Origin of the sequence: Cellulomonas humilata (genome assembly GCF_030814415.1) — a bacterium.
Classification (GTDB): Bacteria; Actinomycetota; Actinomycetes; order Actinomycetales; family Cellulomonadaceae; genus Cellulomonas; species Cellulomonas humilata_A.
This window is the reverse complement of sequence record NZ_JAUSVB010000004.1, coordinates 353,996-374,221: the sequence shown is the minus strand read 5'-3', so window position 1 is coordinate 374,221 and position 20,226 is coordinate 353,996. Positions and strand designations below refer to the sequence as shown.

Annotated in this window: 20 protein-coding genes; 19 read left to right on the top strand and 1 reads right to left on the bottom strand. The window is 72.6% G+C overall.

Annotated features, from left to right (window positions below; all coding sequences use genetic code 11):
* Positions 1-137 precede the first annotated feature (137 nt).
* The 7 genes from arc (at position 138) to J2X26_RS15780 (ending at position 7,634) form a co-directional block, all read left to right on the top strand.
* Positions 138-1,772, top strand: a complete 1,635-nt coding sequence (gene arc, locus J2X26_RS15810) for a proteasome ATPase (protein ID WP_307493660.1) — start codon at positions 138-140, stop codon at positions 1,770-1,772.
* Between the two features lie 49 nt (positions 1,773-1,821).
* Complete coding sequence (dop, locus tag J2X26_RS15805) at positions 1,822-3,429, top strand: depupylase/deamidase Dop (RefSeq protein ID WP_307493659.1); 1,608 nt, start codon at positions 1,822-1,824, stop codon at positions 3,427-3,429.
* 96 nt (positions 3,430-3,525) lie between these two features.
* Positions 3,526-3,723 (top strand): ubiquitin-like protein Pup, encoded by a 198-nt coding sequence (locus J2X26_RS15800; RefSeq protein WP_146845072.1) that lies wholly within the window; start codon positions 3,526-3,528, stop codon positions 3,721-3,723.
* A 6-nt stretch (positions 3,724-3,729) separates the two neighbouring features.
* Complete coding sequence (gene prcB / locus J2X26_RS15795; protein ID WP_307493658.1) at positions 3,730-4,575, top strand: proteasome subunit beta; 846 nt, start codon at positions 3,730-3,732, stop codon at positions 4,573-4,575.
* A complete protein-coding gene (prcA, locus tag J2X26_RS15790; RefSeq protein ID WP_307493657.1) occupies positions 4,572-5,270 on the top strand; it encodes a proteasome subunit alpha in 699 nt (232 codons plus the stop codon). Before prcB ends, prcA begins: the two co-directional genes overlap by 4 nt.
* A gap of 39 nt (positions 5,271-5,309) precedes the next feature.
* Positions 5,310-6,671: a Pup--protein ligase gene (gene pafA / locus J2X26_RS15785; protein WP_307493656.1), complete on the top strand. Its 1,362-nt coding sequence runs from the start codon at positions 5,310-5,312 to the stop codon at positions 6,669-6,671.
* A 78-nt stretch (positions 6,672-6,749) separates the two neighbouring features.
* Positions 6,750-7,634 carry an FKBP-type peptidyl-prolyl cis-trans isomerase gene (locus J2X26_RS15780; RefSeq protein ID WP_307493655.1) on the top strand — a complete coding sequence of 295 codons (885 nt, stop codon included), beginning with the start codon at positions 6,750-6,752 and terminating at the stop codon, positions 7,632-7,634.
* Here J2X26_RS15780 and J2X26_RS15775 read toward each other — a convergent pair.
* The gene (locus J2X26_RS15775) at positions 7,631-8,278 is read right to left on the bottom strand and encodes a TIGR03085 family metal-binding protein (RefSeq protein WP_307493654.1); all 648 of its coding nucleotides are present in this window, start codon (positions 8,276-8,278) and stop codon (positions 7,631-7,633) included. The genes J2X26_RS15780 and J2X26_RS15775 overlap by 4 nt on opposite strands.
* 146 nt (positions 8,279-8,424) lie before the next feature.
* Between J2X26_RS15775 and J2X26_RS15770 the strand changes: the two genes are divergently transcribed.
* The 12 genes from J2X26_RS15770 (at position 8,425) to lgt (ending at position 20,122) form a co-directional block, all read left to right on the top strand.
* A complete protein-coding gene (locus J2X26_RS15770) occupies positions 8,425-10,275 on the top strand; it encodes an ABC transporter ATP-binding protein (protein WP_307493760.1) in 1,851 nt (616 codons plus the stop codon).
* The gene (locus tag J2X26_RS15765) at positions 10,272-12,089 is read left to right on the top strand and encodes an ABC transporter ATP-binding protein (protein ID WP_307493653.1); all 1,818 of its coding nucleotides are present in this window, start codon (positions 10,272-10,274) and stop codon (positions 12,087-12,089) included. The genes J2X26_RS15770 and J2X26_RS15765 overlap by 4 nt, the downstream gene beginning before the upstream one ends.
* Before the next feature lie 52 nt (positions 12,090-12,141).
* Entirely contained in the window at positions 12,142-12,543 is a 402-nt protein-coding gene (hisI, locus tag J2X26_RS15760) for a phosphoribosyl-AMP cyclohydrolase (RefSeq protein ID WP_307493652.1), read from the top strand.
* Positions 12,540-14,117, top strand: a complete 1,578-nt coding sequence (locus J2X26_RS15755) for an anthranilate synthase component I (protein WP_307493651.1) — start codon at positions 12,540-12,542, stop codon at positions 14,115-14,117. The genes hisI and J2X26_RS15755 overlap by 4 nt, the downstream gene beginning before the upstream one ends.
* Positions 14,114-14,710, top strand: coding sequence for a Trp biosynthesis-associated membrane protein (locus J2X26_RS15750; protein ID WP_307493650.1), 597 nt, complete (start codon positions 14,114-14,116; stop codon positions 14,708-14,710). Before J2X26_RS15755 ends, J2X26_RS15750 begins: the two co-directional genes overlap by 4 nt.
* A gap of 80 nt (positions 14,711-14,790) precedes the next feature.
* Positions 14,791-15,096 (top strand): HGxxPAAW family protein, encoded by a 306-nt coding sequence (locus tag J2X26_RS15745; protein ID WP_307493649.1) that lies wholly within the window; start codon positions 14,791-14,793, stop codon positions 15,094-15,096.
* Between the two features lie 57 nt (positions 15,097-15,153).
* Positions 15,154-15,693 (top strand): DUF4190 domain-containing protein, encoded by a 540-nt coding sequence (locus J2X26_RS15740; protein ID WP_307493648.1) that lies wholly within the window; start codon positions 15,154-15,156, stop codon positions 15,691-15,693.
* A 1-nt stretch (position 15,694) separates the two neighbouring features.
* Entirely contained in the window at positions 15,695-16,168 is a 474-nt protein-coding gene (locus J2X26_RS15735; RefSeq protein ID WP_307493647.1) for a DUF2752 domain-containing protein, read from the top strand.
* A 132-nt stretch (positions 16,169-16,300) separates the two neighbouring features.
* Positions 16,301-17,113, top strand: coding sequence for an indole-3-glycerol phosphate synthase TrpC (trpC, locus tag J2X26_RS15730; RefSeq protein ID WP_307493646.1), 813 nt, complete (start codon positions 16,301-16,303; stop codon positions 17,111-17,113).
* A gap of 35 nt (positions 17,114-17,148) precedes the next feature.
* Complete coding sequence (gene trpB / locus J2X26_RS15725; RefSeq protein ID WP_307493759.1) at positions 17,149-18,426, top strand: tryptophan synthase subunit beta; 1,278 nt, start codon at positions 17,149-17,151, stop codon at positions 18,424-18,426.
* Complete coding sequence (trpA, locus tag J2X26_RS15720) at positions 18,423-19,244, top strand: tryptophan synthase subunit alpha (RefSeq protein WP_307493645.1); 822 nt, start codon at positions 18,423-18,425, stop codon at positions 19,242-19,244. The genes trpB and trpA overlap by 4 nt, the downstream gene beginning before the upstream one ends.
* Positions 19,241-20,122: a prolipoprotein diacylglyceryl transferase gene (gene lgt / locus J2X26_RS15715; RefSeq protein ID WP_307493644.1), complete on the top strand. Its 882-nt coding sequence runs from the start codon at positions 19,241-19,243 to the stop codon at positions 20,120-20,122. The genes trpA and lgt overlap by 4 nt, the downstream gene beginning before the upstream one ends.
* Positions 20,123-20,226 lie beyond the last annotated feature (104 nt).

Below are 20,226 nucleotides of genomic sequence, written 5' to 3'. Positions count from 1 at the left end.
CTGGTCGAGAACGCCTGCGCGCGTCGGACCGCGGGTGTTGACACTGGTGGTTAGGGTCGTCGGACCAGCAGGCACAGAGCCGTGCACGGTGGGGACGGAGTGACGACCACGCGCGACGCGGAACGGAGGCCGACGAGATGACGGATTCGGCAGCCCCTGGACGGGACCTGCACCGAGAGCTCACAGTGCTCGCGGCCAAGAACGAGCGGCTCAGCGACGCGCTCGTGGCGGCGCGCGAGCAGATCATCGACCTCAAGCGCCAGGTCGACGACCTGGCCAAGCCCCCCGGGACCTATGCGACGTTCCTCGGCTCCCGGGCCGACGGGACCGTGGACATCGTGTCGTCGGGACGCAAGATGCACGTGGGTGCCAGCCCGTCGCTCGACGTCTCGCGCCTCCAGCCCGGCCAGGAGGTCATGCTCAACGAGGCCCTGACCGTGGTCGAGGCCGGCGGGTACGAGGAGGTGGGCGAGCTCGTCACCGTCAAGGAGCTGCTGGGCACCGACCGCGCGCTGGTGGTCGGTCGCGGCGACGAGGAGCGCGTCGTGCGCTTCGCGGGTCAGGTCCGTGACGCGCACGTGCGGATCGGCGACGCGCTGACCATCGACTCGCGCAGCGGCTTCGTGTTCGAGGTCATCCCGCGCGCCGAGGTCGAGGAGCTGGTGCTCGAAGAGGTGCCGGACATCGACTACAAGGACATCGGTGGGCTCGGACCGCAGATCGAGGCGATCCGCGACGCCGTCGAGCTGCCGTTCCTGCACCCCGAGCTGTTCCGGGAGCACGGGCTCAAGCCGCCGAAGGGCGTGCTGCTGTACGGCCCGCCGGGATGCGGCAAGACGCTCATCGCCAAGGCCGTCGCCCACTCGCTGGCGGCCACCGCGGCGGCGGCGCGCGGCGAGACCACGGCCGACACCAAGAGCTTCTTCCTCAACGTCAAGGGCCCGGAGCTGCTCAACAAGTACGTCGGCGAGACCGAGCGGCACATCCGGCTGATCTTCGCCCGGGCCCGCGAGAAGGCGTCGCAGGGTCACCCCGTCGTCGTGTTCTTCGACGAGATGGAGTCGCTGTTCCGCACCCGCGGGACCGGTGTCTCCAGCGACGTCGAGACGACGATCGTGCCGCAGCTGCTCAGCGAGATCGACGGCGTCGAGCGGCTCGAGAACGTCATCGTCATCGGCGCCTCGAACCGCGAGGACATGATCGACCCGGCCATCCTGCGGCCCGGGCGGCTCGACGTGAAGATCAAGATCGAGCGTCCGGACGCCGAGGGTGCCCGCGAGATCTTCGGCAAGTACCTGGTGCCGACGCTCCCGATCCACCCGGACGACATCGCGGAGCACGGCGGTTCCGCCTCGGCGGCCGTCGAGGCGATGATCACGCGCGTCGTCGAGCGGATGTACACCGAGAGCGACGAGAACCGGTTCCTCGAGGTCACCTACGCGAGCGGCGACAAGGAGGTCCTGTACTTCAAGGACTTCAACTCGGGCGCGATGATCCAGAACGTCGTCGACCGTGCGAAGAAGTCGGCGATCAAGGACCTCCTCCAGAACGGCCAGCGCGGCATCCGCGTCGAGCACCTGCTCACGGCGTGCGTCGACGAGTTCCGCGAGAACGAGGACCTGCCCAACACGACCAACCCGGACGACTGGGCGCGCATCTCCGGCAAGAAGGGTGAGCGCATCGTGTTCATCCGGACGATCGTGCAGGGCAAGAAGGGTGCCGAGGGCTCGCGCACCATCGAGAACGTCACGAGCACCGGCCAGTACCTCTGAGGCTGGACGCTCGCACGGAGGCACGGTCACAGGACCCTAGGGTGGTCCTGTGACCGTGCGCCGTGTGATGGGGATCGAGACCGAGTACGGGATCCTCCAGCCCGGACGCCCGCTGGCCAACCCCATGCTGCTGTCCAGCCACGTCGTCGCCGTGCACGCTGCGGCGCGCGACGGTGCGCGGACCAAGGCCCGCTGGGACTACGACGACGAGGACCCGCTGCACGACGCCCGCGGCTTCCACCTGCAGCGGGCGTCGGCACACCCGTCGCTGCTCACGGACGACCCCGAGAAGCCGGCCCCGTCCGGCGACGGGCCGCAGGCGCTGCCGCGCGCCACGACCGAGGAGTACGAGGACCCGGGCGCCGCCAACGTGATCCTCACCAACGGCGCGCGCCTGTACGTCGACCACGCCCACCCGGAGTACTCCTCGCCGGAGGTCACCAACCCGCTCGACGCCGTCCGCTGGGACCGCGCCGGCGAGCGCGTGATGCTCGCCTCCGTGCGGGCGCTCGCGTCGACGGCGGCGCTGCCGGACGTCGCGCTCTACAAGAACAACGTGGACGGCAAGGGCGCCACCTACGGCATGCACGAGAACTACCTCGTGGACCGGGCCGTCCCGTTCCACGACCTGGCCGCGCGGCTGATCCCGTTCTTCGTCACCCGCCAGGTGTTCACCGGTGCGGGCAGGGTGGGGCTGGGGCAGCGCGGTGAGGAGCCCGGCTTCCAGCTGTCGCAGCGCGCCGACTACATGGAGGCGGAGATCGGGCTGGAGACCACGCTGCGCCGCCCGATCATCAACACGCGCGACGAGCCGCACGCCGACCCGGACCGGTGGCGTCGCCTGCACGTGATCATCGGCGACGCGACCATGCTCGAGGTCGCCACCTACCTGCGGCTGGGCACCACGTCGTTGGTCCTGTGGCTCATCGAGCGCGCGGTCGCCGAGAGCGGGTCCGGGGGAGCGCTGGCGGCGGTCGACCGGCTGACACTGCGCGACCCGGTGCACGCCGTCCACGTGGTCAGCCACGACGTGACGCTCACCGCGCGGCTGGAGCTCGCGGACGGTCGCCGGCTGACCGCTCTCGAGGTCCAGCGCGAGTACCTCGACGCGGTCCTCGCGGCCCTGGAGCACACCGGCGACGAGCCCGACACGCAGACCGCCGACGTGCTCGCACGCTGGGGCTCGGTGCTCGAGCGGCTGGGCTCGGACCCGGCGTCGTGCGCCCGCGAGGTCGAGTGGCTGGCCAAGCTCCGCCTGCTCGAAGGCATGCGTCGCCGCGACCACCTGGCGTGGGACCACCCTCGGCTGGCGGCGATGGACCTGCAGTGGTCAGACGTGCGACCCGAGCGGGGCCTCTACCACCGGCTGGTCCAGGCGGACGCGGTCGAGCTCCTGGTGAGTGCCGAGGACGTCGCCGACGCGGTCCTGCACCCGCCCCGGGACACCCGGGCGTACTTCCGCGGCGAGGCGGTGGCGCGATACGGCGGCGAGATCTCGGCCGCCAGCTGGGACTCGGTCGTGTTCGACGTGCCCGGCGCGGCGACGCTCCAGCGGGTGCCGATGCGCGACCCGCTGCGGGGGACGCACGCGCACGTGGGCGACCTGCTGGACCGCAGCCCCGACGCCGCCGCGCTGCTGGACGCGCTCGGCGCCTGACACGTCGTCCGCACCGTGGGCGTGGGGACCGGGACCGTCGGAAGATGGGCCTAGGGTGGGCGACAGCACGTCGGCTCGGTACTTCGGGAGGTCACCATGGCTGGTCAGGAACACGTACGCCCGCGCCGCGAGGACGCGGAGCCGGACGACGGACCGGACACGCCCGCTCCCGTCGCGCCGGCCGCCCAGGCGCGCGACGCGGAGGTGGACGCGCTGCTCGACGAGATCGACGACGTCCTGGAGTCCAACGCCGAGCAGTTCGTGCGCGGCTTCGTCCAGAAGGGCGGTCAGTGACCGCCGATGAGCTCACCCGACACGTCCGCTTCCGGGCGGCTGCCGCACGCCTTCACGACCCCCGGCTCGTCGTCGTTCATGGAGTTCCTGTCCAGCCACGCCCCGCAGCTGCTGCCGGGTAACCGGCCGGTCGGAGACGTGCACGCGCCGCACGGCACCACGATCCTCGCGCTCGCGTTCGAGGGCGGGATCGTCATGGCGGGGGACCGTCGGGCGACCATGGGCTCGATGATCGCGAGCCGGGAGATCGAGAAGGTCTTCCCGGCCGACGAGTACTCGGCGGTCGGCATCGCCGGCACCGCGGGTCTCGCCGTGGAGCTGGTCCGCCTCTTCCAGCTCGAGCTCGAGCACTACGAGAAGATCGAGGGCAGCCTGCTCTCGCTCGACGGCAAGGCCAACCGGCTCGCGACGATGATCCGCGGGAACCTCGGCATGGCGATGCAGGGGCTGGCGGTGGTGCCGCTGTTCGGCGGCTTCGACCTGGACCGACGACTCGGCCGGATCTTCTCGTACGACGTCACGGGCGGCCGCTACGAGGAGCACGACCACCACGCGGTCGGCTCGGGCTCGGTGTTCGCGCGCGGCTCGCTCAAGAAGCTGTGGCGGCCCGGCCTCGATGCTGACGCCGCCGTGAAGGTGGCCGTGGAGGCGCTCGTCGACGCCTCGGACGACGACTCGGCGACCGGTGGACCGGACCACACCCGGGGGATCTGGCCGGTGGTCGCGACCGTGACCGAGTCCGGGTACCTGCGGGTCAGCGACGCCGACCTGGGCGCGGTGTCGGAGCAGATCGAGCAGGAACGTCGGCGGACGCACGCGGGTCACCGCGACTCGAGTGGCGGTGCGCGATGAGCATGCCGTTCTACGTCTCGCCCGAGCAGCTGATGAAGGACCGGGCCGACTACGCGCGCAAGGGCATCGCGCGCGGGCGGTCCGTCGTGGTCCTGCAGTACGACGACGGGATCGCGTTCGCCACGGAGAACGCGTCGCGCGCGCTGCACAAGATCTCCGAGATCTACGACCGGATCGGCTTCGCGGCCGTCGGCAAGTACAACGAGTTCGAGAACCTGCGCGTGGCCGGGGTGCGCTACGCCGACCTGCGCGGCTACTCCTACGACCGCGAGGACGTCACAGCCCGTGGCCTGGCCAACGCGTACGCGCAGACGCTGGGCACGTCGTTCACCACGGAGTCCAAGCCGCTGGAGGTCGAGATCGTCGTCGCGGAGGTCGGCCGTGCGGCCGCGGGCGACCAGATCTACCGCCTCGCGTACGACGGCTCGGTGACCGACGAGCACGGCTACGTCGTCATGGGCGGCCAGGCGGAGCGGCTCGGCGGGCTGCTGGCCCAGGAGTGGCGGGCCGGGCTCACGCTGCCCGAGGTGCTGGCGCTCGCCGTGCGCACCCTTGGAGCGGTGGAGGACGGCGGCGAGCCGCGGTCGATCCCCGCCCCGCAGCTGGAGGTCGCGGTCCTGGACCGCACACGTCCCCGCAGGACGTTCCGACGGCTGGCCGGTGCGCTGCTGGAGGACCTGCTGGGCGCAGACTGACGGAGACGGGCCGTACGCAGCGAGGGAGGGAGCACGGCGATGGACAGGCGGATCTTCGGTCTCGAGACGGAGTACGGCGTCACGTGCGCCGCCCAGGACGGTCGTGGGCTCTCCGCCGACGAGGTCGCGCGGTACCTGTTCCGCAAGGTCGTCGCGTGGGGACGGTCGTCCAACGTCTTCCTGCGCAACGGCTCGCGCCTGTACCTCGACGTGGGCTCCCACCCCGAGTACGCGACCGCCGAGTGCGACGACGTGCGGCAGCTGGTCACGCACGACCGCGCGGGCGAGCGCATCCTCGAGGGGCTCGTGGCCGACGCGCAGCAGCGGCTCGAGCACGAGGGGCTGCCGGGCACCATCCACCTGTTCAAGAACAACACGGACTCCGCGGGCAACTCCTACGGCTGCCACGAGAACTACCTCGTGCGCCGGCAGGGCGACTTCTCCCGGCTGTCGGACGTCCTGGTGCCGTTCCTGATCACCCGCCAGATCCTCACGGGTGCCGGCAAGGTGCTCACCACGCCGCGGGGGGCGGTCTACTGCCTGTCGCAGCGCGCGGACCACATCTGGGAGGCGGTCTCCAGCGCGACGACCCGCTCGCGTCCCATCATCAACACGCGCGACGAGCCGCACGCGGACGCCGAGCACTACCGCCGCCTGCACGTGATCGTCGGCGACTCGTCGATGTCCGAGGCGACGACGATGCTCAAGGTCGGCACGACGGACCTCCTGCTGCGGATGATCGAGGCCGGCGTCCCGATGCGGGAGATGGCCCTGGAGAACCCGATCCGCGCGATCCGCGAGATCAGCCACGACCTCACGGGCATGCACCCGGTGACGATGGCGAACGGCCGGACCGTCACGGCGATCGACCTGCAGGAGGAGTACCTCACGCGGGTGACCGACTTCCTGGCCTCCGAGGGCGGGCCGAGCCCGGAGAACAAGCAGGTGCTGGACCTGTGGGAGCGCGGGCTGCGGGCCATGCGCACCGGGGACCTGTCGCTGGTGGACCGGGAGCTGGACTGGGTGATCAAGTACCGGCTGATCGAGCGGTACCGCGCCAAGCACGGCCTGGAGATGTCCGACGTGCGGGTGCAGCGCCTGGACCTGGCGTACCACGACATCTCCCGCACCGAGGGCCTGTACAACCTCATGGCCGCCAAGGGCCTGGTGGAGCGGGTGACCACTGACCTGGAGATCTTCGAGGCGACCGCGGTCCCGCCGCAGACGACGCGCGCCAAGCTCCGCGGCGACTTCGTGCGGGCCGCCCAGGACGCCCGCCGCGACTACACCGTCGACTGGGTCCACCTCAAGCTCAACGACCAGGCCCAGCGCACGGTCCTGTGCAAGGACCCGTTCCGCAGCGTGGACGAGCGCGTGGACCGGCTGATCGAGTCCATGTAGCACCGGCCTGACAGCGCCGGGCCGTACAGTGTGGCGGTCCTGCTCACCTGCCAGGACCCCGGAGCTGGAAGGAACGACGTGCGACGACTTCAGGGCCGAGCCCTGGTCGCCGGTCTGGCGATCGCGCTGCTGACCCTTGCCGGATGCAGCGACCCCGTCTCGGAGCCGGCCACGGTGACGGTGTCAGGGGAGCCCGGCGCGGCGCCGACGATCACATACCTGACCCCGCTGCAGGTGGACAAGACCCGGACGGAGCAGATCTGGCCGGGCACGGGCGCCGAGCTGGTCGAGGGTGCACCGGTGCTCATCGACTTCTGGCTGGAGGACGCGACGGACGCGACCCTGGTCAAGGAGAGCTACTCCACCAACCCGACCGCGATGCTCCTGACCGAGGAGGACCTCGGCACGGACCTCTACGAGACGCTGCGGGGCCAGCAGGTCGGTGCGCGGATGCTCCAGGTCAGCCCCGGCAGCGGCGCGGGGGCGACGGACTACCCCACGGTGACGGTGGTGGACGTGCTGCCCACCCGCGCGGACGGCGAGGCGAAGCCTCCTCGGGCCGATCTGCCCGTGGTCACGCTGGACGCGTCCGGCGCGCCGACGATCACGCCGACCGGCACCGAACCGCCCGCGACGCTCGTCGCGCAGCCGCTGATCCGCGGCAGCGGCGAGCAGGTGGCCGCGAGCGACGTCGTGACCGTGCAGTACACCGGGTTCGCGTGGACCACCGGCGAGCCGTTCGACTCGACGTGGACGCACGGCCTGCCGGTGTCGTTCTCGTTGCAGGACGTGCAGGCGTGGGCCGAAGGGCTGGTCGACCAGCCGGTCGGGAGCCAGGTGATGCTCGTCGTCCCGCCCACGTACGCCCTCGGCGTCACCGAGAGCGAGGAGCTGGCCGGTCAGACGGTCGTCTTCGTCGTGGACATCCTGGCCACCGGGCACCCCGAGCAGGCAGCGGGCTAGCGCGAGGGCAGCACTGCCTCGATCGTCGCGACGTCGTCGGCCTCGCCCTCGACCCGGACGTCGGCCGCTGCGCCACGGCCGAGGAGGTACAGGACGATCTCGCCCGTGTCGCCGCGGACGACGACCGTGCCGTAGTCGGGCTTCGGTGTCCGCAGGTGGTGCCGGATGCCGTCGTCGCGGACGAGCACGACGCCGACGGGGACGGTGCGCAGCCGTCCTGCGCCGGCACGCGGCAGGTGCGACCACAGCGCCTCGACGAGCCCCGCGTCGAGCTCGCGTGCCGGGACCGGACCGGCTCCGCGGCGGACGTCCTCGGTGTGCACGAAGAACTCGATGACGTTCATCGACTCCCCGACCCAGGAGGCGGGGTGCCAGCGCGCCGGCCGGTCGGCGACCCGAGCCACCAGGTCCCGGTACGCGCCCTCGGTCACGGCCTGGTCGGCGAGCTTCGCGATGGCGGCCTCGGCGCGGGCGGACAGGGCAGGGACGGCGACCCCCGCACCGACCATCGGCGAGCGTTCCCGCAGCACGACGTGCGCAGCGAGGTGGCGTGCTTCCCAGCCTTCGCAGAGGGTGGGCGCGTCGGGAGCGACGTCCAGGAGGGCCTCCGCCAGCTGCGCGCGCTCGATCTCGTGCCAGGTCATGACCGCAGGATGCCACGCGCCGCTGCCACCTGCGTCCCGACCGCAGCGCGGGTAAGCGCTCGCACCCGCATGAGAGAATCGTCATCACCCCACCAGCTCCACGGAAGGTCCTTGTCGTGCCCACGCGAGACGAGCCGCCCCGGTCGATGGCGCTCACCGGCTCGGTGCCCCGACGCGCCGTCCAGCTGCTGGGTCGGGGGCTGCGCTCTCATCCCCGCACCTATGCGCTGGCCATCGGGACGGCCGCGCTCTTCGGTGCCCTGACGGTGGGCGTCAGCCGGGTGCTCGGTGCCGTGACGGACCAGGTCGTCGTCCCCGCGCTGGCCGGCTCGAGCGAGGCGCAGGACCGGATCTGGCTCGCGGGTGGTGCGATCGCGCTCGTCGCCGTGTCGCTCGGCCTGACCGTCGCGGCCCGCCGCATCTACGCAGGCCGAGGGTTCGCGCTGCTCCAGGAGGACCACCGCACCGCCGTCACGCGCCAGTACCTCCGGCTGCCGATGTCGTGGCACCGCCAGCACCCGACGGGTCAGCTGCTCTCCAACGCCAGCGCGGACGTCGAGGCGGCGACCTCGATCTTCAACCCGCTGCCGTTCGCGCTCGGCGTCGTCGTGATGATGGTCGTCGCGACGTTCGAGCTGGTGCGCACCGACATCTGGCTGGCGGTCGCCGCGCTCTTCGTCCTGCCCCTCGCCGTGATCGCCAACGTCGTGTTCCAGCGCCGGATGTCGCCCGCGGCGATCCGGGCGCAGCAGCTGCGCGCCGAGGTGGCGGACATCGCCCACGAGAGCTTCGAGGCGGCCGTGCTGGTCACGTCGCTGGGCACCGAGGCACGCGAGGAGGCACGGTTCGCCGAGCGGGCCACGCAGCTGCGGCACGCGAACGTCCGCGTCGGGGTCGTGCGCGCACTGTTCGACCCGGTCATCGACCTGCTGCCGAGCCTCGGGACCCTGCTCGTCCTGGTGGTCGGGACCGTGCAGATCAGCGAGGGCCGGGTGGGGACCGGGGACGTCGTCGCGGCGGCCTACCTGCTGACCCTGCTGGCCGTGCCGGTGCGGGCGTTCGGCTGGGTGCTGGGTGAGCTGCCGCGGGCGCTCGTCGGGTACGACCGGATCGCCCGGGTGATCGACTCGCACGGGGCGCTGAGCGTGGGCAGCACCGCGTGGGCGCCCGTCGGTGGGGCGCGCGTCGAGCTGCGAGACGTGAGCCGCTCCGTCGCCCTGCCCGGCGGCGGCGAACTGGAGCTGCTGCACGACGTCGACCTCGACGTGCCTGCCGGCCGGACGATCGCCGTGGTGGGTCCGACGGGCGCGGGCAAGACGACGCTCGTCTCGCTGGTCAGCAGGCTGTACGACCCGTCCCGCGGTTCGGTCCACGTCGACGGCCTCGACCTGCGGGACGTGCGACCGGCCGACCTCGCGCGCCACGTCGCGCTGGTGGCCCAGTCGACGTTCGTGTTCGAGGACACCGTGCGCTCGAACGTCACGCTCGCGGACGACGGGGCACCGGAAGCACCCGACGACGAGGCGGTCTGGGCCGCGCTGCGCCTGGCCCGGGTCGACGACGTCGTGCGGGCCCTGCCCGGTGGCCTCGACGCGCCCCTCGGCGAGCGCGGCGCCAACCTCTCGGGTGGCCAGCGCCAGCGCCTCGCCCTCGCCCGCGCGCTGGTCCGGCGGCCGGCCGTCCTCGTGCTCGACGACGCGACCTCCGCGGTGGACCCCCGCATCGAGCAGGCGATCCTGCGCGGCCTGCGCGGTGATGGCGGTACGTCCAGCCCGACGGTGCTGCTCGTCGCCTACCGGATGTCGTCCGTCCTGCTCGCCGACGAGGTCGTGCACATCGACGGCGGCCGCGTGGTCGACCGCGGCACGCACGACGAGCTCCTCGCCCGGGACCCCGGATACCGCGCCCTGGCGACGGCCTACGAGCAGGAGACCGCGCGCCGCGCCGCCGAGGCGGCGGACGAGGACGCCCTCGAGGTTGTGGAGGACCTGGCATGACCGCGGAGAACGGCGGCCACCGCGTCGCGCCCGCCAGCACCCTGGGCGTGCTGGCGACGCTGCGCCGCGGCGTGCAGGTATCCCCACAGCTGCTGGTCGGCTGGCAGCTCACGGTGCTGCTGGCGGTGATCGCGTCGATCGGGCGCGTGCTGGTGCCGATCGCGGTGCAGCAGACGGTCGACACGGGGATCCTGGCGGACGGCGGCCCGGACGTGTCGCGGGTCGCCGCGCTCGCCGGTCTCGCCGCGATCGGGCTCGTGATCGGTGCCGTGTGCTCCGCCTACGTCAACGTGCGGCTGTTCCGCTCGAGCGAGAGCGGGCTGCTGGCGCTGCGCACCCGGGCGTTCCGGCACGTGCACGACCTGTCGGTGCTGACGCAGAACACGGAGCGGCGCGGGTCGCTGGTCTCCCGCGTGACCTCCGACGTCGACACCATCTCGCTGTTCGTGCAGTGGGGCGGGATCATGCTGCTCGTCTCCGTGCTGCAGATCGCGGTGGCCACGGTCCTCATGGCGGTCTACTCCTGGCAGCTGACCCTGATCGTGTGGGCGGGCTTCGTGCCGCTGTTCGTGCTGCTCCAGCCCTTGCAGAAGCGCGTGAACGCCCGGTACACCGCCGTGCGCGAGCGGGTCGGCGGGATGCTCGGTGCCATCTCGGAGGCCGTCGTCGGCGCCGAGACGATCCGCGCGTACGGGGTCGCCGAGCGCACGCAGCGCCGGATCGACGCCGCGGTCGCCGCGACCCGGGCGGCGATGGTGCGCGCGCAGAACCTGGTCGCCCTCGTGTTCTCCAGCGGCGTGCTCGTCGCCAACCTCGTCCTGGCGCTCGTCGTCGTCGCCGGCACGTACCTGGGCATCGCGGGGGAGATGTCGGTGGGCCGGCTGCTCGCCTTCCTCTTCCTCGTGCAGCTCTTCACCGGCCCGGTGCAGATGGCCACGGAGATCCTCAACGAGCTGCAGAACGCGGTCGCCGGGTGGCGCCGCGTGCTCGGGGTCCTGGAGACACCGGTCGAGGTGGTCGACGCCGGCGCGGACGGCGTGCCCAGCCCGCGCGGCCCGGCGCACGTCGAGCTGCGGGCGGTGGACTTCTCCTACCCGGACGGTCCGCCGGTGCTGCGCGAGGTCGACGTCGCGATCCCGGCCGGCACGTCGGTCGCGGTCGTCGGCGCGACCGGGTCGGGCAAGACCACCATCGCGAAGCTCGTCGCGCGGTTCATGGACCCCACGCGCGGGTCGGTGCTGCTGGACGGGGTGGACCTGCGGGACATCGCGGTCGCCGACCTGCGCCGCCGCGTGGTGCTGGTGCCGCAGGAGGGCTTCCTGTTCGACGGCACGCTCGCGCAGAACGTCGCCTACGGCCTGCGCCACGAGGACGGGACGACCGCGGCGCAGGACGACGACGTGCGGATCCGCGCGGCCATCGAGGCGCTCGGCCTGGACGGCTGGGTGGACGAGCTGGCCGACGGGCTCGACACCCCGGTGGGTCAGCGGGGCGAGTCGCTGTCGGCGGGGGAGCGGCAGCTGGTCGCGCTCGCCCGGGCGTACCTGGCCGAGGCGGACCTGTTGCTGCTCGACGAGGCGACCTCGGCGGTGGACCCTGCCACCGAGGTCCGGATCGCGCGCGCGCTCGACTCGCTCACGCGCGGCCGCAGCACCCTGACGATCGCCCACCGGCTCTCCACGGCGGAGGCGGCCGACACGGTGGTGGTGGTCGACGCGGGTCGCGTGGTCGAGGTCGGGCACCACGCCGACCTCGTCGCACGCGACGGCCACTACGCCGCGATGCACGCCGCGTGGGTCTCCCAGACCCGCTGACGGCAGGTGGGACGGGTCCGTCCCGCGCGCGCCTGCGTGGCAGGATCGGTCCGTGTCTTCCAGCCCCCCCGCATCGACCCTCGATCCCGCCGTCGCCGCGCTCCTCACGCACGACGACCACGGTCTGGTGGCAGCGATCGTGCAGCAGCACGACTCGCGCGAGGTGCTGATGCTCGGCTGGATGGACGACGAGGCCCTGCGCCGCACGCTCACCACCGGCCGGGTCGTGTTCTGGAGCCGCTCGCGCCAGGAGTACTGGCGCAAGGGCGACACCTCCGGTCACGCCCAGTACGTGAAGTCCGTGAGCATCGACTGCGACGGCGATGCCCTGCTGGTCGAGGTCGACCAGGTGGGCGCGGCCTGCCACACCGGCGCACACACCTGCTTCGACGCCGGCGGCCCGCTGCCCGCGGTCGTCGGCACCCGCCCCACCGAGAACGGAGACCCGGCATGACCGCCGCCCTGCCCACGGTGTTCCCCGCGGACGTCACCGCGGCGGAGGTTCCCTGGGGCGGCACGTGGCCGTCGCTCGACGTGTTCCGCGGCCTGGCCCGCGACCGTCGCGTCATCCCCGTGGCGCGGCGGCTCCTCGCCGACGACGTGACGCCTGTCGGCCTGTACCGCACGCTCGCGGCCGGTCGTCCGGGCACGTTCATCCTGGAGTCCGCGGAGGCCGCCGGGAGCTGGGACCGGTACTCGTTCGTCGGCGTCCGCTCGCGCGCCACCCTGACCGTGCGGGACGGGTCGGCCGTCTGGGTCGGTGACGTCCCCGTCGGCGTCCCCACCGACGGCGACGCCCTCGACGTGCTCGAGCGCACCCTCGACGCGCTCCGCACGCCCGCGATCGCCGGGCTGCCGCCGCTGACCAGCGGGCTCGTGGGTGCCCTCGGCTGGGACATCGTGCGGCACTGGGAGCCCACGCTGCCCGCGAACGCGCCCGACGAGCTCGGCGTGCCCGAGCTGACGCTGCTGCTGGCCACGGACCTGGCGGTCGTCGACCACCACGACGGGTCGGTCTGGCTCATCGCCAACGCCATCAACTTCGACGACACCGACGAGCGGGTGGACGACGCGCACGCCGACGCCGTCGCGCGGATCGACGCGATGGAAGAGGCGCTGCTGCGGCCGACCGAGTCCGCGGTCGCGGTCCTGGCGGACGTCACCGAGCCGGAGCTGTCGTTCCGGTCCACGCGGCAGGACTTCGAGGACGCCGTGCGCACCGGCCAGGAGGCCATCCGCGACGGCGACGTGTTCCAGGTGGTCATCTCCCAGCGTCTGGACCTCGACTGCCCCGCGGAGCCGATCGACGTCTACCGGGTGCTGCGCACCATCAACCCGAGCCCGTACATGTACTACCTGCAGCTCCAGGACGCCGACGGCCGCGACTTCGCCGTCGTCGGGTCGAGCCCGGAGACCCTGGTGAAGGTGACCTCGGGCCGCGTCGTGACGTTCCCCATCGCCGGCTCGCGTCCGCGCGGCGCCACCCCGGACGAGGACCGCCGCCTGCAGGACGAGGTGCTCGCCGACCCCAAGGAGCGCGCCGAGCACATCATGCTGGTCGACCTGTCCCGCAACGACCTGGTCAAGGTGTGCGAGCCGGCCAGCGTCGAGGTCGTCGAGTTCATGGCGGTCAAGCGCTACTCCCACATCATGCACATCTGCTCGACGGTCGTCGGGCGCCTGCGCGAGGGTGCGACCGCCCTCCAGACGCTCGTCGCCACGTTCCCCGCCGGGACGCTCTCCGGGGCACCCAAGCAGCGGGCGATCGCGCTCATCGACGAGATCGAGCCCGCTCGCCGCGGCATCTACGGCGGCACGGTCGGCTACTTCGACTTCGCCGGTGACATGGACATGGCCATCGCCATCCGCACGGCCCTGATCCGGGACGGGCGGGCGAGCGTCCAGGCGGGCGGCGGCATCGTCGCGGACTCGGTGCCCGCGCTGGAGTACGAGGAGTCGCGCAACAAGGCGGCCGCGGCCGTGCGGGCCGTGCAGATCGCGTCCCGGCTGCGTCGAGCGGGCGCGTGACGGTCCCGCCGGCAGCCGGCCGTCGCCGCGCAGGACGAGGGCGCGCGGCGGGTGTGCTGCTCGTCCTGGCTGGCCTGACCGCGGTCGTCACGGTGCCCACCTGGTTCACGACGACGGGCACGACCGCGCTGCAGGGCACCGTCACGATCGAGGTCAGCGGCTCCCAGGCGGCGCCGGCCGTCCTCGCCGCCGCGGTCGCGATCCTCGCTGCGGCTGCGGCCGTCGGGCTGGTCGGCCGCGTGGGCCGCTGGGTGGTGGCCGCCGTCGTCCTCGCGTGCGGCGTGCTGGTCGTGGCCACGACGCTCGGTGCGACGACGGACCCGGTCGCGGCGGTCACCCCGGTGGTCGCCGCCGAGACCGGCGTGGGGACGCTGGCCGGTCCTGTCACGACGACCGTCTGGCCGTGGCTCGCCGTCGGCACCGGGGCCCTCGTCGCCCTGGCCGGCATCTGGTTCGTGCGCGCCTCGCGGACGTGGTCGGGACCGTCCCAGCGGCACGAGGCCACACCTGCGAGCACGGCGACGCCGGCCGTGAAGGAGCCGGACGAACGGTCCGACTGGGACGCGCTCAGCCGTGGTGACGACCCGTCCTGACGTGCGGCGGTCCGTGCCGGGCTGCACCGGGACGGTCCGATAGGGTGAGCGCAGAACCGAGCACGAAGGGCACCCCACTGATGGCTGACAACACGCTCGCGCACCGCGCGCAGAACGCCACGACGACCGAGACGATGCACCTGCCGCCGACGGCCGCCCCGACCAACCACGGGAAGACGCTCGCGGCCTGGGTCACCACGTACACGGTCGTCATCGCCTTCACCATCGCCGGTCTCGGCGTCCTGTTCGCGATGGTCTGGCTCTTCTGGCTCGGCATGGCGCTCGTCGTCGCCGGCCTCGTGACCGGCAAGGTGCTCCAGGCCTCCGGCCACGGTCAGGGCGGCGACAAGACGCGTGCCCGTCAGGCACGCACCGGCGGGCACTGACCCGCACAGCTCGACCGCCGCCCGGTCCGGGCGAGCGCACGCGACCGAGGAGGACCGATGTCGACCCCCAACGAGCCGCAGAACCCGTACGGGAGCGGAGAGCCGCAGCCGCCGCAGGACCCCAGTGGGACCCCGCAGTACCCCGCCGCCCCGCCGCCGTACCCGCAGGGACCGCCCGCCCCGCCTCCGTACCCGGGCGCCGGTGCGCCGCAGTACCCCGGTGCGGCCGGCACGCCGCAGTACCCGGCGGCAGCCCCGTACGGCTCCGCTCCGGGCGGCTACCCGCAGCCGGGCCCCGGCTACGGCGCCGCGTATCCGAAGAACAGCCTCGCGGTCTGGTCGCTGGTGCTGGGCATCGTCTCGTTCGTGCTCTCGTGCGGCCTGCTCACCGGCATCCCCGCGGTGATCGTCGGCAACAACGCCAAGAAGGCGGTCGCGCGCGGCGAGGCGAACAACGGCGGCATGGCGACGGCCGGGATCATCCTCGGCTGGATCGCGATCGTGCTCTCGATTCTCGGCATCATCCTGTTCGCCATCCTGTTCTCGAACGCGGACTTCCGGGACGCGTTCAACGAGGGCTACAACACGAGCTACTGACGTGGCGACCGTCGACGACGGTCCGCAGGCACTGCCGACCGGCCCGCTCCCGTCCGCCGCACCCGCGCCGGACGGAGCGGGCCGTCGTGCGTCCCTGACCGCTCCGCTCGTCACAGGCGGGGTGGTCGTGTTCGCCACCGCGCTGCTCGCCGTGCGGGACCCGCACGTGACCGGGAGCTACGGGGGCTGCCCGCTGTACGCACTGACCGGCATCCTGTGCCCCGCGTGCGGCGGCCTGCGGGCGACGCACGACCTGGCGCACGCCGACCTGGCCGGAGCCTGGTCGATGAACCCGCTGTGGGTGCTCGCCGTGCCCGTGGTCATCGTGCTGTGGGGCCGCTGGGTCGCCTTGGCCACGCAGGGTCGACGCATCGGGCCGGCACCCGCGTGGGCGGCCTGGCTGCTCATGGTGGTGGTGGTCGGGTTCGGGGTGCTCCGCAACGTCCCGGCGTTCGCCCCGTGGCTGGCCCCGTGAGGCGGCCGTCCCAGCCACCGGCCTGTGGTCGGGGTCACTCCGGGACCGTTCTACGATGGCTCACTGGACCGCCGCCACGATCGACGGCGAGCAGCTGGTCCGGAACCGACCGGGGGAGAAGGTGAGTTCTCGATGACCGTGCTGGACGACATCGTCGCGGGCGTCAGGCAGGACCTCGCCGTCCGGGAGCAGGCCACGCCGCTCGCGACGGTGAAGGAGCGGGCCCGCCGCCGAGAGTCCGCGATCGAGTGCGTGGGTCGCCTGCGCGCCGAGGACGCGGTCCGTGTGATCGCCGAGGTGAAGCGCTCGAGCCCCAGCAAGGGTGCGCTCGCCACCATCAAGGACCCCGCCGCCCTCGCGGCCGAGTACGAGAAGGGCGGCGCTGCCGTCATCTCGGTGCTCACCGAGGAGCGCCGGTTCCACGGCTCGCTGGCGGACCTCGACGCCGTCCGCGCCCGGGTGGACATCCCCGTGCTGCGCAAGGACTTCGTCGTCACGCCCTACCAGGTGTGGGAGGCCCGTGCGCACGGCGCCGACCTCGTGCTCCTCATCGTCGCCGCGCTCGAGCAGACCGTGCTCGAGTCCTTGGTCGAGCGCGTGCACTCCCTGGGCATGACCGCCCTGGTCGAGGTGCACGACGCCGAGGAGGTGTCCCGGGCAGCCGACGCGGGCGCCCGCGTGATCGGCGTCAACGCCCGCGACCTGCGCTCGCTCGAGGTGGACCGCACCACGTTCGCGCGGGTGGCGCCGGCCATCCCGTCGCACATCGTCAAGATCGCCGAGTCCGGGGTCCGTGGACCGCACGACGTCATGGACTACGCCCGTGCTGGTGCTGACGCCGTGCTCGTCGGCGAGGCGCTGGTCACGGACGACGCTCCGCGCGAGTCGGTCGCCGACCTCGTGGCAGCGGGTGCGCACCCGTCCCTGCGGGCGGTGCGCCAGTGACCGGTCGGCCGACCGTCGAGGCCCTCTCGGAGAAGCTGCTCGAGGCCACGGCAGGTGGCCCGCTGTCCACCCACGCCGGGCCGTACTTCGGCGAGTTCGGCGGCCGGTTCGTGCCCGAGGCGCTGATCGCGGCGCTCGACGAGCTCGACACGGAGTACCACAAGGCGTTGACGGACCCGGCGTTCGGCCGTGAGCTGGCGCGGTTGCACCGCACCTACACCGGCCGCCCGAGCCCGCTCACGGAGGTCCCGCGGTTCGCGCAGCACGTCGCGCCGGGCGTGCGGGTGTTCCTCAAGCGTGAGGACCTCAACCACACGGGCTCGCACAAGATCAACAACGTGCTGGGGCAGGCCCTGCTGGTCAAGCGCATGGGCAAGACGCGCGTGATCGCGGAGACCGGCGCCGGTCAGCACGGTGTCGCCACCGCGACCGCGGCTGCGTTGCTCGACCTCGAGTGCGTCGTCTACATGGGCGAGGAGGACACCCGTCGGCAGGCGCTCAACGTCGCCCGCATGCGCCTGCTCGGCGCCGAGGTGATCCCGGTGACCATCGGGACGCGGACGCTCAAGGACGCGATCAACGAGGCGCTGCGCGACTGGGTGGCCAACGTCGACACCACGCACTACCTGCTCGGCACCGTCACGGGACCGCACCCGTTCCCCGAGATGGTGCGCGACTTCCACAAGATCATCGGCGAGGAGGCCAGGTCCCAGCTCCTCGAGGAGATCGGGCGGCTTCCTGACGCGGTCGCCGCGTGCGTGGGTGGCGGGTCGAACGCGATGGGCATCTTCAACGCGTTCCTCGACGACCCGGGCGTGCGCCTCTTCGGCTTCGAGGCGGGCGGCGCGGGGATCTCGTCGGGCCGGCACGCCGCACGGTTCTCGGGCGGGCAGCCCGGCGTGCTGCACGGCGCGAAGTCGTACCTGCTGCAGGACGAGGACGGGCAGACGCTGCCCAGCCACTCGGTGTCGGCCGGTCTGGACTACCCGAGCGTCGGTCCGGAGCACGCCTGGCTGCACGACATCGGACGCGCGGACTACCGGCCGGTGACCGACGTCGAGGCCATGGAGGCCTTCCGCATCCTGTGCCGGACCGAGGGGATCATCCCGGCGATCGAGTCCGCGCACGCGCTGGCGGGTGCGATCCAGCTGGGCGACGAGCTGTCGGGCTGGACCGGCGACGACGGCCACGAGCCGGTGCTGCTGATCAACCTGTCGGGACGCGGGGACAAGGACGTGGCCACCGCCGCGGCGTGGTTCGACCTGATCGAGGACGAGCCCGTGGTGCTGGCCGACCAAGGAGAACAGCTGTGAGCACGGTCGCGGTCCGGTCCCAGGTGGCGGAGCACCTCGACGCCCTCGGGCGCTCGGCGCTCATCGGCTACCTGCCTGTGGGCTACCCGACGGTCGACGGGTCCGTCGCGGCCGTCCGCACGATGATCGACGCCGGCGCCGACGTCGTGGAGCTGGGCGTGCCGTACAGCGACCCCGTGATGGACGGTCCCACCGTCCAGCGCGCGGTCGACGCGGCGCTGGCCGGGGGGACCCGGGTGGGCGACACCATCCGCGCGGTCGAGCAGGTGGCCGGACGGGGTGCGCCGATCCTCGTCATGACGTACTGGAACCTGGTCCTGCGCTACGGCGTCGACGCGTTCGCGCGGGACCTCGCTGCCGCGGGCGGCGCCGGGCTCATCACCCCCGACCTCATCCCCGACGAGGCAGGCGACTGGATCGCCGCCTCGGACGCGCACGGCCTGGACCGCGTGTTCCTGGTCGCGCCCAGCTCGACGCCCGAGCGGCTGGCCTCCACCGCGGCAGCCTCCCGCGGGTTCGTCTACGCGGCCTCCACCATGGGCGTGACGGGCGAGCGCGCGACGGTCGGCTCCAAGGCGGAGGAGCTCGTCGCGAACACGCGCGCGGCCGGTGCCGAGCGCGTGTGCGTCGGGCTCGGCGTCTCCCGCCCGGAGCAGGCCGCCGAGATCGCCCGGTACGCCGACGGCGTGATCGTCGGCTCGGCCCTCGTGCGCACGCTGCTGGACGCGGCCGACGACGCAGCCGGGCGAGGAGCGCTGGCCCGTCTGACGGCCGACCTCGCCGAGGGCGTCCGGTCCGCCACCCGGTGCGCACGGTGAGCGCCCTGCTGCCGCTGGCGATCCCGAGCCCGCCGGCCGGCGTCTGGCACCTCGGACCGTTCCCGCTGCGCGCGTACGCGTTCGCGATCCTGCTCGGCATCGTCGTCGCCCTGTGGATGACGCGGCGTCGGTGGGTCGAGCGCGGCGGCGAGCCGGACACGACCCTCGAGATCGCGTTCTGGGCCGTGCCGTTCGGCATCGTCGGCGGCCGGATCTACCACGTGATCACCTCGCCCGACGCGTACTTCGGCGTCGGTGGGGAGCCCATCCGCGCCCTGTACATCTGGGAGGGCGGCCTCGGCATCTGGGGCGCCGTCGCGCTCGGGGGAGTCGGAGCCTGGATCGGCTGCCGCAGACAGGGCGTCAGGCTCGCCCCGTGGGCCGACGCGCTGGCCCCCGGCCTGCTCGTGGCCCAGGCGATCGGCAGGCTGGGCAACTGGTTCAACCAGGAGCTGTTCGGCAGCCCGACCACGCTGCCCTGGGGGCTGCGCATCGACGCCGACCACATGCCCGTCGGTGACCCCGCGGGCACGCTGTACCACCCGACGTTCCTCTACGAGATGGTCTGGAACCTCGCCGGTGCGGCCCTGCTGATCTGGCTCGACCGCAAGCTCCAGCTCGGCTACGGGCGCGTCTTCCTGCTCTACGTCGTGATCTACACCAGCGGGCGGCTCTGGATCGAGATGCTCCGGATCGACCCGGCGCACGAGATCGGCGGCCTGCGGATCAACGTCTGGACGTCGATCATCGTCGGCCTCGGGGCGCTGGTAGCGTTCGTTGTGGTCGGGCGCCGGCACCCAGGACGTGACACGACCCTCCTGCTGGCACCCCCGACAGTGCAGGACGACGAGGAGATCGCGACCGATCCCGCCCGCTGACCCGCGGGCGAACGGTCACCCTGCTCCGCACACCGATGCGGGCGGTCCATCCACCGCGCTGTATCGTCACCATGACTGGGCCGACGACGTCCCCGTTCCCCCCT

What these genes read in the sequence shown, in the direction of transcription:
- J2X26_RS15775 (WP_307493654.1), bottom strand. Translation starts at nt 8,278, where the DNA reads ATGACCTGGCACGAGATCGAGCGCGCGCAGCTGGCGGAGGCCCTCCTG.
- J2X26_RS15800 (WP_146845072.1), top strand. Translation starts at nt 3,526, where the DNA reads ATGGCTGGTCAGGAACACGTACGCCCGCGCCGCGAGGACGCGGAGCCG.
- prcA (WP_307493657.1), top strand. Translation starts at nt 4,572, where the DNA reads ATGAGCATGCCGTTCTACGTCTCGCCCGAGCAGCTGATGAAGGACCGG.
- trpC (WP_307493646.1), top strand. Translation starts at nt 16,301, where the DNA reads ATGACCGTGCTGGACGACATCGTCGCGGGCGTCAGGCAGGACCTCGCC.
- J2X26_RS15755 (WP_307493651.1), top strand. Translation starts at nt 12,540, where the DNA reads ATGACCGCCGCCCTGCCCACGGTGTTCCCCGCGGACGTCACCGCGGCG.
- prcB (WP_307493658.1), top strand. Translation starts at nt 3,730, where the DNA reads ATGAGCTCACCCGACACGTCCGCTTCCGGGCGGCTGCCGCACGCCTTC.
- J2X26_RS15765 (WP_307493653.1), top strand. Translation starts at nt 10,272, where the DNA reads ATGACCGCGGAGAACGGCGGCCACCGCGTCGCGCCCGCCAGCACCCTG.
- J2X26_RS15740 (WP_307493648.1), top strand. Translation starts at nt 15,154, where the DNA reads ATGTCGACCCCCAACGAGCCGCAGAACCCGTACGGGAGCGGAGAGCCG.
- J2X26_RS15770 (WP_307493760.1), top strand. Translation starts at nt 8,425, where the DNA reads ATGGCGCTCACCGGCTCGGTGCCCCGACGCGCCGTCCAGCTGCTGGGT.
- pafA (WP_307493656.1), top strand. Translation starts at nt 5,310, where the DNA reads ATGGACAGGCGGATCTTCGGTCTCGAGACGGAGTACGGCGTCACGTGC.
- arc (WP_307493660.1), top strand. Translation starts at nt 138, where the DNA reads ATGACGGATTCGGCAGCCCCTGGACGGGACCTGCACCGAGAGCTCACA.
- J2X26_RS15745 (WP_307493649.1), top strand. Translation starts at nt 14,791, where the DNA reads ATGGCTGACAACACGCTCGCGCACCGCGCGCAGAACGCCACGACGACC.